This window comes from Serratia rubidaea (genome assembly GCF_016026735.1).
GTDB lineage: Bacteria > Pseudomonadota > Gammaproteobacteria > Enterobacterales > Enterobacteriaceae > Serratia_B > Serratia_B rubidaea.
The window spans coordinates 1,088,213-1,105,205 of record NZ_CP065640.1 but is presented as its reverse complement, the minus strand read 5'-3'; the positions used below and the strand labels follow the sequence as shown (position 1 = coordinate 1,105,205).

Sequence of the window (16,993 nt, the reverse complement as noted above, 5' to 3'; positions counted from 1 at the left end):
GCTTTTTTGATCAATAACGGGAGTGTACTTAGGCTTTCGGCTGATCTTTAGCTAACAGATCGCGAATTTCCGTCAGCAGCTTCTCTTCCGCGCTTGGCGCTGGCGGAGCCGCCGGTTTCTCTTCCTGTTTGCGGCGCATTTTGTTCATCAGCTTAATCGCCAGGAAAATAGCGAAGGCCACAATGACAAAATCAAATACCGTCTGGATAAAGGCGCCGTAGTTCATCACTACCGCCGGGATTTCACCCTGCGCTTCGCGTAATACCAAGTGGAACTGTTTGAAATCGACACCGCCGATCAGTAAACCCAGCGGCGGCATGATGATATCGGCAACGAATGACGATACGATCTTACCGAACGCAGCACCAATAATGACACCAACGGCCAGGTCAACAACATTGCCACGCATGGCAAATTCGCGGAACTCTTTCAACATACTCATAGAACACCCCTCGCAAAATTAATAACTCAAGTTTAACAAAGCAACTTCCCTTTGCCACAATTCGCAGAGAAAAGTTTGTATCTTGTCTCTTACGTTTCTCAAACAGACTACACAATAGCTACAGGAAGAATGGACTCGGCTGGAATAAACGCTCGACGTCCGGTACAAATTTTTTATCGGTGATGAACATAATGACGTGGTCACCTTGCTCAATTTTACTATTACCGCTGGCGATAATGACATCGTCGCCACGCACGATAGCGCCAATGGTGGTGCCTGGCGGCAGTTTAATTTCTTCTACGCTACGGCCGACCACTTTGGAGGTGCTTTCGTCGCCGTGAGCAATGGCTTCAATAGCTTCAGCAACGCCGCGACGCAGTGAGGAAACGCTGACGATGTCCGCTTTACGCACGTGACCCAGCAAGGCGGAGATGGTCGCCTGCTGCGGTGAAATGGCAATATCGATCACGCTGCCCTGCACCAGGTCGACATAGGCACGGCGCTGTATCAGCACCATGACCTTTTTGGCGCCCAGACGCTTGGCCAGCATGGCGGACATGATATTGGCTTCATCATCGTTGGTTATGGCGATAAACACGTCGACCTGATCGACATGCTCTTCTGCCAGCAGCTCCTGATCGGACGCATCGCCATAAAAGACAATGGTGTCGTGCAGCTGTTCCGCCAGTTCTGCCGCCCGCTGTTGATTACGTTCGATCAGTTTGACGTTGTAATCCTTTTCCAGCTTGGCAGCCAGGCCGGCGCCGACGTTACCGCCGCCGACGATCATAATGCGCTTGTAAGGTTTTTCCAGCCGCTGCAGTTCACTCATTACCGCACGGATATGCTGCGATGCCGCGACGAAGAACACCTCATCACCGGCTTCGATAATCGTCGAGCCTTGCGGGCGGATAGGGCGATCCTGGCGGAAAATGGCGGCAACGCGTGTATCGATATGCGGCATATGCTCGCGCATCGAGGACAGTGCATTGCCCACCAACGGGCCGCCGTAATAGGCTTTCACTGCGGCAATGCTAACCTTACCCTCGGCAAAGTTGACCACCTGCAGGGCGCCGGGATACTCAATCAGCTTGTAGATATAGTCGATAACCAGCTGTTCCGGTGAGATCAGATGATCGATCGGCACCGCTTCCGGCAGGAAGAGCTTCTCCGATTCACGGATATATTCCGGAGCACGGATGCGTGCGATGCGGTTTGGCGTATTAAACAGCGAATAGGCGATCTGACAGGCCACCATATTGGTCTCATCCGAATTGGTGACGGCAACCAGCATATCGGCGTCTTCCGCACCGGCCTCACGCAGCACGCGCGGGTAGGAACCGTGCCCCTGCACCACGCGTAGGTCGAATTTGTCCTGCAGCTGACGCAGGCGGTTCGTATCGGTATCTACCACGGTGATATCGTTATTTTCACCAACCAGGTTTTCCGCCAGTGTCCCGCCGACCTGGCCCGCGCCAAGAATAATTATTTTCATCGTGTTCTCTGCTTCACACTGCAAGGCTGAGGGCGTAATGCTACGCCCGGAGAATTACATTTTAATCAGCTTAGCGTAAAAGAAGCCATCGCCATCTTCAGGGTGAGGAAGGTTCTGCCGTTCGACACCGACCAGGCTGGCGTCGTTATGGCGCTGCAGGAAGGCCTGCAACTGCTGGCTATTTTCTTGCGGTAAGATCGAACAGGTGGCATAAACCATCACGCCGCCGCTCTTCAGGTGTGGCCAAATGGCATCAAGAATTTCCGCCTGCAGGCTGGCCAGTTCGGCGATGTCGCTATCGCGGCGCAGCCATTTAATATCCGGATGACGGCGAATCACGCCGGTGGCGGAGCAAGGGGCGTCCAACAGAATGCGATCAAACTGTTTATCACCGCACCACTGCTGCGGCGTACGGCCATCGCCCTGTTTGACCTCGGCGTGGCACTGTAAACGCTGCAGGTTTTCTTTTACCCGGCTCAGACGCTGCTCATCAATATCCACGGCCATAACGTGTGCCTGCGGCGCCGCTTCCAGGATATGGGTGGTTTTACCGCCGGGTGCCGCGCACAGGTCCAGGATCTGCTCGCCATCCTGCGGATCCAGCAGATCGACGCAGCCTTGCGCGGAGGCATCCTGCACCGTGGCCCAGCCATCGGTAAAGCCCGGCAGGCTGCTAACCGCACACGGAGTGAGTAAGCGCACCGCGTCAGGGTATTCCCCATGCGCGACGGCCTCAATTCCGGCCTGCGCCAGCAGCTGCAGATAGTCATCGCGACTGTGGTGACGGCGGTTAACCCGCAGCCACATCGGTGGCTTTTGATTATTGGCGTCGACGATCTGTTGCCACTGTGCAGGGTAAGCCTGTTGAATGCGCTTCAGCAGCCAGCTGGGGTGCAGATAGCGGCTGTCATGATTGGCAGCACGTTGCATCAGCGCCTCTTGCTGGCGCTGGAACTGGCGCAGTACGCCGTTGATTAATCCTTTAAGCTGCGGACGTTTCAGCGCCACCGCGCCATTGACCGTTTCCGCCAGGGCCGCGTGGGCCGGAATGCGGGTATACAGCAGTTGGTACATGCCAACCATCAGCAGGTAGTGCAGCGTACGCTGCTTGCCGACCATTGGTTTCGCCATCAGCTGTTGGATGCACCACTCCAGCTGCGGCAGCACGCGCAGCGTGCCGAAGCACAGTTCCTGCAGCAGGGCGCGGTCCTTATCGGAAATTTTGTTATTCAGTGCCGGCAGCAGGGTGCTGAGCGATTGCCCCTGATCCAACACCTGGCCGATGGTTTGAGCAGCGATGCTGCGGAGGTTGTAATTATTTTTCATAGGCTAAAGCTGGATGACATCGGCTTGAGGAAAATAAACGGCCCGGCGTGGTCTGCCGGGCTGTGAAGATGATTTACAGGCGATTACCTGGCGTAAACCATTCGCGGCGTGAATTTAACAAATCCTGAGCCGACATCGGTTTTTTGCCCGCCGGCTGCAGCTGCGTCAGGCATAAAATACCCTCGGCGGTGGCGACCTGAATACCGTGCTTGTCCGCCTGCAAGATGGTGCCGGGTTCTGCACCGTTACCGCCTGTCAGCGCCTGGGCTTGCCACACTTTCACCGGCTGTTCATCAACGGTGAAATAGCTGATCGGCCACGGGTTGAAGGCACGAACACAACGTTCCAGCTGTGCGGCGGGCAGGCGCCAGTCCAAACGCGCCTCCTCTTTACTCAGCTTTTCGGCGTAGGTCACCAGCGCTTCGTCCTGAACCTCGCGTTGCGCCGTACCGTCCGCCATCTGCTGCAGCGTGGCCAGCAGCCCCTGCGGGCCGAGTTCGGCCAGCTTGTCATACAGGCTGGCGCTGGTGTCCGTAGCCTCTATCGGGCAAGCGATTTTATGCATCATATCGCCGGTATCCAGGCCGACATCCATCTGCATGATGGTTACGCCGGTTTCCCGATCGCCCGCCCACAGCGCGCGTTGAATCGGGGCTGCGCCACGCCAGCGTGGCAGCAGTGAACCATGTACGTTGATGCAGCCAAGGCGCGGCATATCTAACACCGCCTTTGGCAGGATCAGGCCGTACGCCACCACCACCATGACATCCGCCTTAAGGTCGGCGACCAGGTGTTGGTTTTCTTCCGGACGCAGTGATTTGGGTTGGAATACGGGCAGCTGATGCTGCTGTGCCAGCACCTTTACCGGGCTTGGCGTCAGCTTGTTGCCTCGGCCGGCCGGCCGGTCAGGTTGGGTAAAGACGCCGACGACCTGATGCCCGGAAGACAACAGCGCGTCAAGATGACGCGCTGCGAAGTCTGGCGTGCCGGCAAAGATAATCCGTAAAGAATCAGACACGATGTTTCCCTGCTTGGTTAGGCGCGCGCTTGCTGTTTGGCCAGCTTATCCAGCTTCTCCACCTTTTGGCGAATACGCTGACGCTTCAGCGGCGACAGATAATCGACAAACAGTTTACCGATCAGGTGGTCCATCTCATGCTGAATGCAGATGGCCAGCAGATCGTCGGCTTCCAGTTCGAAGGTTTTGCCGTTGTAATCCAGCGCGCGGATTTTCACTTTCTCGGCGCGTGGCACCAGAGCGCGTTGCTCAGGGATGGACAGACAGCCTTCTTCAATACCGGTTTCACCGCTCTTTTCCAACAGTTCCGGGTTGATCAACACCAGGCGTTGATCGCGGGTTTCGGAAACGTCAATGACGATGATACGTTGATGGATGTCCACCTGAGTCGCAGCCAGACCAATGCCTTCCTCTGCGTACATGGTTTCAAACATATCATCCACGATACGCTGGATATCCGCATTGACTTCTTTTACCGGGGCTGCAACTTTGCGCAGCCGCTCGTCTGGGAAATGTAATACCTGCAAGACTGACATATATCTTTAGATCTGTATCCGAGTAATAAAGGGGGTATAGCTTCTATTCTAGACATTTCCAGCTCTGATTGACAGCATCGTCTACCAATTGCACGGATTGGCAATACCGCCGAGAACAGCGAGGGAATGCGCGATGACGCCTGCGGAAATAGGGCTGAGACTATCTTGGGTGAACGGACTGGACGCATCGCTGGCCAGTGAACTGCAGCAGCAGATGATTAGCGCCGGCGGTGAGCCGTCACGCCATTTGCGCGCCCTGGGGCTGAGCGCCAGGCAACGCCGGCAGTTCAACCAGGCTGACCCGGCGGCGCTGGCGGCGACATTGGCCTGGCTGGAGCTGCCGGGGCGTCATATGCTGACCTACGGTTCGCCGCACTATCCGTCGTGTTTACAGGTCTTGGCCGATGCGCCGTTCCTGCTGCTGGTTGAAGGCAGCCTTGAGGGGCTGCAACAGCCGCAGATCGCCATGGTCGGCAGCCGTAACGCCAGCCATTATGGCGCACGCTGGGGGCATGAGTTTGCCGTGGGATTGGTCCAGCAGGGTTATGCCGTGACCAGCGGGCTGGCCCTGGGCGTGGACGGTATCTGTCATCGCGGCGCATTGGCCGCGCAGGGAACGACGCTGGCGGTGTTGGGCAGCGGCTTGGCGAACGTTTACCCGAGCCGCCACCGTAGGCTGGCTGCGCAGATCGTGGAGCAGGGCGGAGCGCTGATCTCTGAATATCTGGTGACGGCGATGCCGTTGCCGGCGCATTTTCCTCGCCGTAATCGCATCATCAGCGGCCTGAGCTTGGGCGTATTGGTGGTAGAGGCCGCGCTGCGCAGCGGTTCATTGATTACCGCGCGTCTGGCGCTGGATCAGGGGCGTGACGTTTTTGCCTTGCCCGGCGCATTAGGCAACCCGATGAGCGCCGGTCCGCACTGGCTGATTCAGCAGGGCGCCTGCCTGGTGACGCAGCCGCAGGAGATCGCACAACTGCTGGGAAGCGGTCTGAACTGGCTATCCATGGATGAAAAAACAACTATTTCTGCATCAGACGTCGAAGTTGAATTGCCATTTGCCGATGTGTTGGCTAACGTAGGAGATGAGGTGACACCTGTTGACGTCGTCGCTGAACGTGCCGGCCAACCTGTGCCAGAGGTGGTAATGCAATTACTCGAACTGGAGTTAGCAGGATGGATCGCAGCTGTACCCGGCGGCTATGTCCGAATAAGGAGGGCAAGCCATGTTCGACGTACTCATGTACTTATTTGAAACTTATATCCACAATGAACCAGAGATGCGCGTCGACCAGGATAAACTGACGAACGATCTCGCCGAGGCGGGATTTCATCGTGAGGATATCTACAACGCTTTGAATTGGCTTGAAAAACTTGCAGATCTGCAAGAAGGTGAAAATGCGCCGTACTTTATGAGTGCCGATCCGCTCGCCATGCGGTTCTACACGGAAGAAGAAAGTATGCGTCTTGACGCCGGTTGCCGTGGTTTTCTCCTTTTCCTTGAACAGATTCAGGTATTGAACCTCGAAACCCGAGAAATGGTTATCGACCGTGTTATGGCTTTGGATAATACGGAATTCGATCTCGAAGATCTGAAATGGGTGGTGCTGATGGTGTTGTTCAATATCCCCGGATATGAAAGCGCCTACCAGCAAATGGAAGAACTGCTGTTTGAAGTCAACGAAGGTTATCTGCACTGAGCCGATACCACGCGCATGCCCGTTATACTTCAAGCTGCAGGCTTATCGGTTACCTCCGGTCTATACGCTGAGTATATGACCGGGGGATTGCTTGTGGCCGTCTTCCTGCAACGTGAATTATTTAGGGCATAAAAGAAGTTATGACAAAAGCAGCGCTTTTTGCCGCCAGGCAAAATGAACCCTGTCCGGAATGCGGGGCTGAACTGGTGATCCGCAGTGGTCGCCACGGTCCTTTCCTTGGTTGTTCCCAATATCCAGACTGCCAGTATATCCGCCCGCTGAAGGCGCAGGCGGACGGCCATATCGTCAAAGTGCTGGAGGGACAAGAGTGCCCGAAATGTCAGGCGACCCTGGTATTGCGTCAGGGGCGCTACGGCATGTTTATCGGCTGTAGCCACTATCCTGAATGCGATCACACCGAGGTGATCGATAAACCGGACGAAACTTCTATTACCTGTCCGCAATGCGGGCAGGGCAAATTGCTGCAGCGTAAATCACGCTATGGCAAAGTTTTTCACTCCTGCGATCGCTATCCAGAATGCCAGTTTGCTCTTAACAACAAACCCATCGCCGGGGAATGTGCCTATTGCCATTATCCGCTGCTAATGGAAAAACGCACGGCGAAAGGCCCTGTCCTTTGCTGCGCCAGCAAACTGTGTGGAAAGCCCGTCGCAATCACAGAATAACGACACTATGAGCTCAGAATTCACCGCCATCATTAATGCACTGAATAATCAACAGGTCGTCGCCTATCCTACCGAGGCTGTGTTTGGCCTGGGTTGCGATCCTGATAGCGATCAAGCGTTGCACAAGCTGTTGGATTTAAAACAGCGCCCGTGGGAAAAGGGGTTGATCCTGATTGCCGCCGACTACCAGCAGCTGCTGCCTTATATCGACGACAGCCGCCTGACGCCATCGCAACGTGAAACGATCTTTGCCAGCTGGCCTGGTCCGGTTACGTGGGTTATCCCGGCCAAACCGACTACGCCGCGTCTGTTGACCGGGCGTTTCGATTCGCTGGCGGTGCGCGTCAGCGACCACCCGCTGGTGCAGCGGCTATGCCGCGAGTTTGGTAAACCGCTGGTATCAACCAGCGCCAATCTTAGCGGTCAGCCGCCGTGCCGCCATGCTGCAGAAGTCACGCAGCAGTTCGGCGAAAGGTTCCCGGTGCTGTCGGGCAATGTGGGCGGACGTCAGAATCCGTCGGAAATCAGAGATGCGTTGACCGGTGAGCAGATCCGGCAGGGCTAAGGGGAACACATGGAGCCGTTTGTAGTTTTTGGCAATCCCATTGCGCACAGCAAGTCACCGCGTATTCATGCGCTGTTTGCGGAACAAACTGGTATAGAGCATCTCTACGGCACCGTTTTAGCGCCGTTGGACGGTTTTGCGGCCAGTCTGCAGGCATTTATCGAGGCAGGCGGCAGAGGCGCGAACGTTACCGTGCCTTTTAAAGAGCAGGCTTATCGACTGGCTAATGAGTTAACGGAACGCGCGCAGATGGCCGGGGCGGTGAATACGCTTAAGATTCAGGCTGATGGTCAGCTGTTGGGCGACAACACCGACGGTATTGGTTTGCTGAGCGATCTGGAACGGCAGCGCTTGATCGCCCCCGGCGATCGCATTTTGCTGGTAGGCGCTGGCGGCGCTGCGCGCGGGGCGATCCTGCCGCTCCTGTCTTTTGGTTGTTCAGTTGTGATTACCAACCGCACTTTCAGCCGCGCGCAAGAACTGGCGCAGGCGTTCCAGCATTTGGGCGAGATTACGGCTTTACCGCTGGATCAATGCGATCAAACCGACTATGAGCTGGTGATCAATGCCACCGCCTCCGGCCTGGGCGGCGAAGTGCCGGCCTTGCCGGCGAAAGTACTCGGGGCGTCAACGCGTTGCTATGACATGTTCTACCAACGCGGTCTGACGCCGTTCCTCGACTGGGCGACGCAACGAGGCGTAACGCACTATGCTGATGGTTTAGGCATGCTGGTGGGGCAGGCGGCCCATGCGTTTTTGCTGTGGCATGGCGTGATGCCGGAGATTGAGCCAGTGTTGCGGCTGCTGCGTCAGGAAACTGCCGGCTAATTCACTTCCCCGTTCCTGTCAGGGAACGGGGACATTTCAAATATCTTCCGACAGATAGTCGTTTTTCCAGTCGACGTAGTTATTTGACGAGTAACGCAGTCCTTCCAATTCGGCGGGCGTTAATGGACGCACCTGACGTGCCGGGCTGCCCATATATAAGTAGCCGCTGGTCAGACGCTTGCCGGGCGCCACCAAACTGCCGGCGCCGATCATTACGTCATCTTCTATAATGGCGCCATCCAACAGGATCGATCCCATCCCGACTAAAACGCGGTTACCGATGGCGCAGCCGTGCAGCATCGCTTTATGCCCGACGGTAACGTCTTCGCCGATCAGCAGCGGGTAGCCCTCGGGGTTGTGTGCGGATTTATGGGTGACGTGCAACACGCTGCCATCTTGTATATTGCTGCGGGCGCCGATCTTCACCGCATTCACATCGCCGCGAATGGCAACCAGCGGCCAGATACTGACATCGTCGGCCAGTTCAACGTTGCCGATCACCACGCTGGAAGGATCGATCATCACGCGCTGACCGATTTGCGGAGTGTAATGAAGATAAGAACGAACTGCTTCAGACATGCTAAGGCCTCACATCGGGATCGTATTTACCGGCAATACTAGACGCTGGCGATGGAATTACAACCAATCCCCTACGGCGATCCTGCTAAAAACGGCCCCGATCGCATAAGATCCACGCGAAAGGGCGGAAAAGTGCGCAAACGATAAGAAAAGATCAAAAAAGGGGTTGTGCAAAAAACTCGGATCCCTATAATGCGCCTCCATCGACACGGCGCAAGTGATTCACTTCACACAGCGACCGAGACGAAAGAGAAAAAATCCTGAAAAAACGGGTTGACTCTGAAAGAGGAAAGCGTAATATACGCCACCTCGAGTTAGCAAGCGAAAGCGCGTAACTCACTGCTCTTTAACAATTTATCAGACAATCTGTGTGGGCACTCACAAGACGATATCCAGCATCTTCGGATGCAAAAAAATATCAAGTCTTGAAGAGTGACTAACTGAAGTAAAATTCATGCAGTAAATCTTTGAGCAACAGCTATTAAATTAGCGAATCAAGCTTTTAATTGAAGAGTTTGATCATGGCTCAGATTGAACGCTGGCGGCAGGCCTAACACATGCAAGTCGAGCGGCAGCGGGAGGAAGCTTGCTTCCTCGCCGGCGAGCGGCGGACGGGTGAGTAATGTCTGGGGATCTGCCCGATGGAGGGGGATAACCACTGGAAACGGTGGCTAATACCGCATAACGTCGCAAGACCAAAGTGGGGGACCTTCGGGCCTCACACCATCGGATGAACCCAGATGGGATTAGCTAGTAGGTGGGGTAATGGCTCACCTAGGCGACGATCCCTAGCTGGTCTGAGAGGATGACCAGCCACACTGGAACTGAGACACGGTCCAGACTCCTACGGGAGGCAGCAGTGGGGAATATTGCACAATGGGCGCAAGCCTGATGCAGCCATGCCGCGTGTGTGAAGAAGGCCTTCGGGTTGTAAAGCACTTTCAGCGAGGAGGAAGGTGGTGAGCTTAATACGCTCATCAATTGACGTTACTCGCAGAAGAAGCACCGGCTAACTCCGTGCCAGCAGCCGCGGTAATACGGAGGGTGCAAGCGTTAATCGGAATTACTGGGCGTAAAGCGCACGCAGGCGGTTTGTTAAGTCAGATGTGAAATCCCCGAGCTTAACTTGGGAACTGCATTTGAAACTGGCAAGCTAGAGTCTCGTAGAGGGGGGTAGAATTCCAGGTGTAGCGGTGAAATGCGTAGAGATCTGGAGGAATACCGGTGGCGAAGGCGGCCCCCTGGACGAAGACTGACGCTCAGGTGCGAAAGCGTGGGGAGCAAACAGGATTAGATACCCTGGTAGTCCACGCCGTAAACGATGTCGATTTGGAGGTTGTGCCCTTGAGGCGTGGCTTCCGGAGCTAACGCGTTAAATCGACCGCCTGGGGAGTACGGCCGCAAGGTTAAAACTCAAATGAATTGACGGGGGCCCGCACAAGCGGTGGAGCATGTGGTTTAATTCGATGCAACGCGAAGAACCTTACCTACTCTTGACATCCAGAGAACTTAGCAGAGATGCTTTGGTGCCTTCGGGAACTCTGAGACAGGTGCTGCATGGCTGTCGTCAGCTCGTGTTGTGAAATGTTGGGTTAAGTCCCGCAACGAGCGCAACCCTTATCCTTTGTTGCCAGCGGTTCGGCCGGGAACTCAAAGGAGACTGCCAGTGATAAACTGGAGGAAGGTGGGGATGACGTCAAGTCATCATGGCCCTTACGAGTAGGGCTACACACGTGCTACAATGGCGTATACAAAGAGAAGCGAACCTGCGAAGGCAAGCGGACCTCATAAAGTACGTCGTAGTCCGGATTGGAGTCTGCAACTCGACTCCATGAAGTCGGAATCGCTAGTAATCGTAGATCAGAATGCTACGGTGAATACGTTCCCGGGCCTTGTACACACCGCCCGTCACACCATGGGAGTGGGTTGCAAAAGAAGTAGGTAGCTTAACCTTCGGGAGGGCGCTTACCACTTTGTGATTCATGACTGGGGTGAAGTCGTAACAAGGTAACCGTAGGGGAACCTGCGGTTGGATCACCTCCTTACCTAAAGATATCCTGACTGTGCAGTGTCCACACAGATTGTCTGATGAAAAGAACGAGCAAAGCGTCTGCGAAGCCGACATATTCAGTGTCCCCTTCGTCTAGAGGCCTAGGACACCGCCCTTTCACGGCGGTAACAGGGGTTCGAATCCCCTAGGGGACGCCACTTGCTGATATCGGGTGAAAGACGGTATCAAACGATATCTCAAAACTGGCTTGCGAGTCATGTTTGAGATATTTGCTCTTTAACAATCTGGAACAAGCTGAAAATTGAAACATGACGGCTGAAACTTGTCCCTCCGTAGAAGTTTGGGATAAGGAGTAACCTGTCATAGAGTCTCTCAAATGTTTGCAACGCGAAGTGAAACATCTTCGGGTTGTGAGGTTAAGTGACTAAGCGTACACGGTGGATGCCTAGGCAGTCAGAGGCGATGAAGGGCGTGCTAATCTGCGAAAAGCGTCGGTAAGGTGATATGAACCGTTACAACCGACGATACCCGAATGGGGAAACCCAGTGTGTTTCGACACACTATCCTGTCATGAATACATAGTGGCAGGAGGCGAACCGGGGGAACTGAAACATCTAAGTACCCCGAGGAAAAGAAATCAACCGAGATTCCCCCAGTAGCGGCGAGCGAACGGGGAACAGCCCAGAACCTGAATCGGCTTGTGTGTCAGTGGAAGCGTCTGGAAAGTCGCACAGTAAAGGGTGATAGTCCCGTACACGAAGATGCACAGGTCGTGAGTTCGATGAGTAGGGCGGGACACGTGTTATCCTGTCTGAATATGGGGGACCATCCTCCAAGGCTAAATACTCCTGACTGACCGATAGTGAACCAGTACCGTGAGGGAAAGGCGAAAAGAACCCCGGCGAGGGGAGTGAAATAGAACCTGAAACCGTGTACGTACAAGCAGTGGGAGCATCCTTCGGGGTGTGACTGCGTACCTTTTGTATAATGGGTCAGCGACTTATATTTTGTAGCAAGGTTAACCGAATAGGGGAGCCGTAGGGAAACCGAGTCTTAACTGGGCGTCTAGTTGCAAGGTATAGACCCGAAACCCGGTGATCTAGCCATGGGCAGGTTGAAGGTTGGGTAACACTAACTGGAGGACCGAACCGACTAATGTTGAAAAATTAGCGGATGACTTGTGGCTGGGGGTGAAAGGCCAATCAAACCGGGAGATAGCTGGTTCTCCCCGAAAGCTATTTAGGTAGCGCCTCGTGAACTCATCTTCGGGGGTAGAGCACTGTTTCGGCTAGGGGGCCATCCCGGCTTACCAAACCGATGCAAACTCCGAATACCGAAGAATGTTATCACGGGAGACACACGGCGGGTGCTAACGTCCGTCGTGAAGAGGGAAACAACCCAGACCGCCAGCTAAGGTCCCAAAGTCATGGTTAAGTGGGAAACGATGTGGGAAGGCACAGACAGCCAGGATGTTGGCTTAGAAGCAGCCATCATTTAAAGAAAGCGTAATAGCTCACTGGTCGAGTCGGCCTGCGCGGAAGATGTAACGGGGCTAAACCATGCACCGAAGCTGCGGCAGCGACGCTTATGCGTTGTTGGGTAGGGGAGCGTTCTGTAAGCCGTTGAAGGTGGCCTGCGAGGGTTGCTGGAGGTATCAGAAGTGCGAATGCTGACATAAGTAACGATAAAGCGGGTGAAAAACCCGCTCGCCGGAAGACCAAGGGTTCCTGTCCAACGTTAATCGGGGCAGGGTGAGTCGACCCCTAAGGCGAGGCTGAAAAGCGTAGTCGATGGGAAACAGGTTAATATTCCTGTACTTGGTGTTACTGCGAAGGGGGACGGAGAAGGCTAGGCTAGCCGAGCGACGGTTGTCTCGGTTTAAGCGTGTAGGGGGGTGTTCCTGGTAAATCCGGAACGCTGTTAACCCTGAGGCGTGATGACGATGCACTACGGTGCAGAAGTAGTTGATGCCAAGCTTCCAGGAAAAGCCTCTAAGCTCCAGGTAACATCAAATCGTACCCCAAACCGACACAGGTGGTCAGGTAGAGAATACCAAGGCGCTTGAGAGAACTCGGGTGAAGGAACTAGGCAAAATGGTGCCGTAACTTCGGGAGAAGGCACGCTGGCGCGTAGGTGAAGTCCCTTGCGGATGGAGCTGAAGCCAGTCGCAGATACCAGCTGGCTGCAACTGTTTAATAAAAACACAGCACTGTGCAAACACGAAAGTGGACGTATACGGTGTGACGCCTGCCCGGTGCCGGAAGGTTAATTGATGGGGTTATCCGTAAGGAGAAGCTCTTGATCGAAGCCCCGGTAAACGGCGGCCGTAACTATAACGGTCCTAAGGTAGCGAAATTCCTTGTCGGGTAAGTTCCGACCTGCACGAATGGCGTAATGATGGCCAGGCTGTCTCCACCCGAGACTCAGTGAAATTGAACTCGCTGTGAAGATGCAGTGTACCCGCGGCAAGACGGAAAGACCCCGTGAACCTTTACTATAGCTTGACACTGAACATTGAGCCTTGATGTGTAGGATAGGTGGGAGGCTTTGAAGTGTGGACGCCAGTCTGCATGGAGCCATCCTTGAAATACCACCCTTTAATGTTTGATGTTCTAACTCTGCCCCATAATCTGGGGTGAGGACAGTGTCTGGTGGGTAGTTTGACTGGGGCGGTCTCCTCCCAAAGAGTAACGGAGGAGCACGAAGGTTAGCTAATCACGGTCGGACATCGTGAGGTTAGTGCAAAGGCATAAGCTAGCTTGACTGCGAGAGTGACGGCTCGAGCAGGTGCGAAAGCAGGTCTTAGTGATCCGGTGGTTCTGAATGGAAGGGCCATCGCTCAACGGATAAAAGGTACTCCGGGGATAACAGGCTGATACCGCCCAAGAGTTCATATCGACGGCGGTGTTTGGCACCTCGATGTCGGCTCATCACATCCTGGGGCTGAAGTAGGTCCCAAGGGTATGGCTGTTCGCCATTTAAAGTGGTACGCGAGCTGGGTTTAGAACGTCGTGAGACAGTTCGGTCCCTATCTGCCGTGGGCGTTGGAAGATTGAGAGGGGTTGCTCCTAGTACGAGAGGACCGGAGTGAACGCACCACTGGTGTTCGGGTTGTCATGCCAATGGCACTGCCCGGTAGCTAAGTGCGGAAAAGATAAGCGCTGAAAGCATCTAAGCGCGAAACTTGCCTCAAGATGAGTCTTCCCTGGGACTTCGAGTCCCCTGAAGGAACGTTTAAGACTAAGACGTTGATAGGCTGGGTGTGTAAGTGCAGCGATGCATTGAGCTAACCAGTACTAATGAACCGTGAGGCTTAACCTTACAACACCGAAGGTGTTTTAGAGAGATTGGTTTGAATTTTCAGTGAAGTTCCGAGATTGGTTCTGATGGCTACGGAGTAGCGGTCGGGATGAAACAGAATTTGCCTGGCGGCAATAGCGCGGTGGTCCCACCTGACCCCATGCCGAACTCAGAAGTGAAACGCCGTAGCGCCGATGGTAGTGTGGGGTCTCCCCATGCGAGAGTAGGACACTGCCAGGCATCAAATTTGTGTGCTGATATGGCTCAGTTGGTAGAGCGCACCCTTGGTAAGGGTGAGGTCCCCAGTTCGACTCTGGGTATCAGCACCACTTTATTGAAGTGGGTTGAGAAGTTCGGCAGAAAAAGAATTTGCTTGGCGGCAATAGCGCGGTGGTCCCACCTGACCCCATGCCGAACTCAGAAGTGAAACGCCGTAGCGCCGATGGTAGTGTGGGGTCTCCCCATGCGAGAGTAGGACACTGCCAAGCATCAAATAAAGCAGAAAGCCCTGTGCATCAGCACAGGGCTTTTTGTTTTGTCCGCAAGTCAGGCAGGTTTCCGCTCAAATCGCTCTCTCTGCATTTCTAAAAGGGTGATGGTTAATTAAAATTAGCCCATCTGTCGATGTTCACAGGAGTGAACCCATGAAAATACGTCCTCTCTTCGCTATCTGTATGTTCCTCTCCGCCACAGCCTATGCGCCGTTAGCTGCCGCAGAATCAGGGTTGTTCTGCCACGGTATGGAAGACGAGCAACCGCAAGATCGTGCGCAGCTGGCTGAAATCACCACCAAGAGTTACTTCTTTAACTATCGCTATCCGGATGACTGGAACGATAACCCGAAATTGGAAAACGGCCAGCTGCGGCAGGAAAGTCGTTATCTGATCGCCGGCGACCGTCTGGTGGTCGGGCCGGAACAGCGAGGTTACCGTTGCGGTTATTACATTAACGGTAAGGGTATCCAAACGGCCAACTGGATAAAGGCGGATACGCTGCGGGTGCTGTCCGATGTTGTCCCGGCCGATTGGCGCGGTGTCTGGGTAAGCAATGACGGCCAGCGTCAGCTGAAGATCATGGCTCGACAGGCTGAGTATCAGTTTATCGGCGGTGGCAGCGATCCTGGCCGTATCAGTACGGTATTTCCGTTTAGCGTACCAGCGAGCCAAGTGGATGCACAGCTGACCTCCCCACCGCCGACGGATGCTCCCTGTAAACTGAAACTGCATCGTTTAGGGGAGTATTTAATCATCACCAATGGCGAAAGCTGTGGCCTGATGAACGCTAACCCGGACGGGGTACTGCGTAAACGCTGAGTATTACCGCAGGAACGCGGACAGAAATGAAACATTTTCACCTTCCGGCTGAATGCTCGACAGCGGGTTTAAAAAACGCTATCGTCGGGCATCTAGAAGTCTAAACGTATAAACGGATGTGTGAGGATTAAGTAATGCCGATTCGTGTTCCTGATGAGTTACCTGCAGTCTGTTTCTTGCGTAATGAGAATGTCTTTGTGATGACATCCTCACGGGCAAAGACGCAGGAAATCAGGCCGTTAAAGGTGCTGATCCTTAACCTGATGCCAAAGAAAATAGAGACGGAAAACCAGTTCCTGCGTTTACTGTCCAACTCACCGCTGCAGATTGATATTCAACTGCTGCGTATCGACAGCCGCGAATCTAAAAATACGCCGGCCGAGCACCTGAATAACTTCTACTGCAACTTTGAAGATATCCAGCACGATAATTACGATGGCCTGATTGTTACCGGCGCGCCGTTGGGGCTGGTCGACTTCAGCGACGTTGCCTATTGGCCGCAGATCGAACGCATTATCGACTGGGCGAAAGAGCACGTGACCTCAACGCTATTTGTCTGTTGGGCGGTACAGGCGGCATTGAATATCCTGTATAGCATCCCGAAGATGACGCTCGACGAGAAGCTGTCGGGGGTATATCAGCATCAGACACTGCAACAGCATGCATTGCTGACCCGGGGTTTTGATGAAACTTTCCTAGCGCCGCATTCACGCTATGCGGATTTCCCGACGGAGATTATCCGCCAGTACACCGACCTTGATATTCTGGCCGAATCCGAGCAGGCCGGTGCCTACCTGTTTGCCAGCAAGGACAAGCGCCTGGCCTTTGTGACGGGCCACCCGGAGTATGATGCGCAGACGTTGGCGGGGGAGTATTGTCGTGATTACGATGCCGGCCTTAACCCTCGCGTACCCCTCAATTACTTCCCCGATGATAACCCTGATTTACCGCCAAAAGCCTCCTGGCGCAGTCACGGACACCTGCTGTTCTCCAATTGGCTGAACTATTACGTCTACCAGATTACGCCGTTTGATCTGCGCCACATGAACCCTACGCTCGAATAGTCATTTTCATTTTTTCCTGGCGGCTGAATCGAGGCCGCCACACTTCTTTCCCCCTTTTACTTCCTCTAATCTCTGCGTGTAACTCGCGATAACACCTTTATTTACAAACGGTTAAGACCCTTTCTTTTAT

General features: G+C 54.3%; 13 protein-coding genes, 2 tRNA genes and 4 rRNA genes. 13 read left to right on the top strand and 6 right to left on the bottom strand.

All coding sequences use genetic code 11. The annotated features are described in order from the left end of the window. Nucleotides 1-28: 28 nt before the first annotated feature. The 5 genes from mscL to def form a co-directional block, all read right to left on the bottom strand. Nucleotides 29-442: a large-conductance mechanosensitive channel protein MscL gene (gene mscL / locus I6G83_RS05055; RefSeq protein ID WP_015962129.1), complete on the bottom strand. Its 414-nt coding sequence runs from the start codon at nucleotides 440-442 to the stop codon at nucleotides 29-31. Between the two features lie 118 nt (nucleotides 443-560). Then, nucleotides 561-1,937: a Trk system potassium transporter TrkA gene (trkA, locus tag I6G83_RS05050; RefSeq protein WP_015962128.1), complete on the bottom strand. Its 1,377-nt coding sequence runs from the start codon at nucleotides 1,935-1,937 to the stop codon at nucleotides 561-563. A 54-nt stretch (nucleotides 1,938-1,991) separates the two neighbouring features. Beyond that, on the bottom strand, nucleotides 1,992-3,263 hold the full coding sequence (rsmB, locus tag I6G83_RS05045; protein ID WP_054307854.1) for a 16S rRNA (cytosine(967)-C(5))-methyltransferase RsmB: 1,272 nt from the start codon (nucleotides 3,261-3,263) through the stop codon (nucleotides 1,992-1,994). Between the two features lie 73 nt (nucleotides 3,264-3,336). Then, a complete protein-coding gene (gene fmt / locus I6G83_RS05040; protein ID WP_054307855.1) occupies nucleotides 3,337-4,281 on the bottom strand; it encodes a methionyl-tRNA formyltransferase in 945 nt (314 codons plus the stop codon). Nucleotides 4,282-4,298: 17 nt separating this feature from the next. Next, a complete protein-coding gene (def, locus tag I6G83_RS05035; protein ID WP_015962125.1) occupies nucleotides 4,299-4,817 on the bottom strand; it encodes a peptide deformylase in 519 nt (172 codons plus the stop codon). Nucleotides 4,818-4,950: 133 nt separating this feature from the next. On the opposite strand from def, the gene dprA reads away from it, so the two are divergent. The 5 genes from dprA to aroE all read left to right on the top strand — a co-directional run bounded on the left by dprA (nucleotide 4,951) and on the right by aroE (nucleotide 8,596). Beyond that, the gene (gene dprA / locus I6G83_RS05030; RefSeq protein WP_054307856.1) at nucleotides 4,951-6,072 is read left to right on the top strand and encodes a DNA-protecting protein DprA; all 1,122 of its coding nucleotides are present in this window, start codon (nucleotides 4,951-4,953) and stop codon (nucleotides 6,070-6,072) included. Then, nucleotides 6,044-6,517: a DUF494 family protein Smg gene (smg, locus tag I6G83_RS05025; protein WP_015962123.1), complete on the top strand. Its 474-nt coding sequence runs from the start codon at nucleotides 6,044-6,046 to the stop codon at nucleotides 6,515-6,517. Before dprA ends, smg begins: the two co-directional genes overlap by 29 nt. Nucleotides 6,518-6,657: 140 nt before the next feature. Further along, nucleotides 6,658-7,203, top strand: a complete 546-nt coding sequence (locus I6G83_RS05020; RefSeq protein WP_015962122.1) for a DNA topoisomerase family protein — start codon at nucleotides 6,658-6,660, stop codon at nucleotides 7,201-7,203. Nucleotides 7,204-7,210: 7 nt separating this feature from the next. Then, on the top strand, nucleotides 7,211-7,768 hold the full coding sequence (gene tsaC, locus I6G83_RS05015) for an L-threonylcarbamoyladenylate synthase type 1 TsaC (protein ID WP_015962121.1): 558 nt from the start codon (nucleotides 7,211-7,213) through the stop codon (nucleotides 7,766-7,768). A 9-nt stretch (nucleotides 7,769-7,777) separates the two neighbouring features. Next, nucleotides 7,778-8,596, top strand: a complete 819-nt coding sequence (aroE, locus tag I6G83_RS05010; RefSeq protein WP_054307858.1) for a shikimate dehydrogenase — start codon at nucleotides 7,778-7,780, stop codon at nucleotides 8,594-8,596. 36 nt (nucleotides 8,597-8,632) lie between these two features. On the opposite strand, the gene I6G83_RS05005 is transcribed toward aroE, so the two are convergent. Next, on the bottom strand, nucleotides 8,633-9,175 hold the full coding sequence (locus tag I6G83_RS05005) for a gamma carbonic anhydrase family protein (protein WP_015962119.1): 543 nt from the start codon (nucleotides 9,173-9,175) through the stop codon (nucleotides 8,633-8,635). Nucleotides 9,176-9,678: 503 nt separating this feature from the next. Between I6G83_RS05005 and I6G83_RS05000 the strand changes: the two genes are divergently transcribed. From I6G83_RS05000 to metA, 8 genes are all read left to right on the top strand, one after another. Beyond that, nucleotides 9,679-11,220 (top strand): 16S ribosomal RNA (locus I6G83_RS05000). A gap of 87 nt (nucleotides 11,221-11,307) precedes the next feature. Further along, nucleotides 11,308-11,383 (top strand) — tRNA-Glu (locus I6G83_RS04995). Between the two features lie 217 nt (nucleotides 11,384-11,600). Next, nucleotides 11,601-14,507, top strand: a 23S ribosomal RNA gene (locus I6G83_RS04990). A gap of 103 nt (nucleotides 14,508-14,610) precedes the next feature. Beyond that, nucleotides 14,611-14,726, top strand: a 5S ribosomal RNA gene (gene rrf / locus I6G83_RS04985). 13 nt (nucleotides 14,727-14,739) lie between these two features. After that, a tRNA-Thr gene (locus I6G83_RS04980) sits at nucleotides 14,740-14,815 on the top strand. A gap of 43 nt (nucleotides 14,816-14,858) precedes the next feature. Continuing rightward, a 5S ribosomal RNA gene (gene rrf, locus I6G83_RS04975) occupies nucleotides 14,859-14,974 on the top strand. Together the 16S, 23S and 5S rRNA genes with 2 tRNA genes alongside form the textbook arrangement of a ribosomal RNA operon. Nucleotides 14,975-15,130: 156 nt before the next feature. Beyond that, a complete protein-coding gene (locus I6G83_RS04970) occupies nucleotides 15,131-15,799 on the top strand; it encodes a hypothetical protein (protein WP_128143924.1) in 669 nt (222 codons plus the stop codon). Nucleotides 15,800-15,933: 134 nt separating this feature from the next. Further along, nucleotides 15,934-16,863, top strand: coding sequence for a homoserine O-acetyltransferase MetA (metA, locus tag I6G83_RS04965; protein WP_054307062.1), 930 nt, complete (start codon nucleotides 15,934-15,936; stop codon nucleotides 16,861-16,863). Nucleotides 16,864-16,993 lie beyond the last annotated feature (130 nt).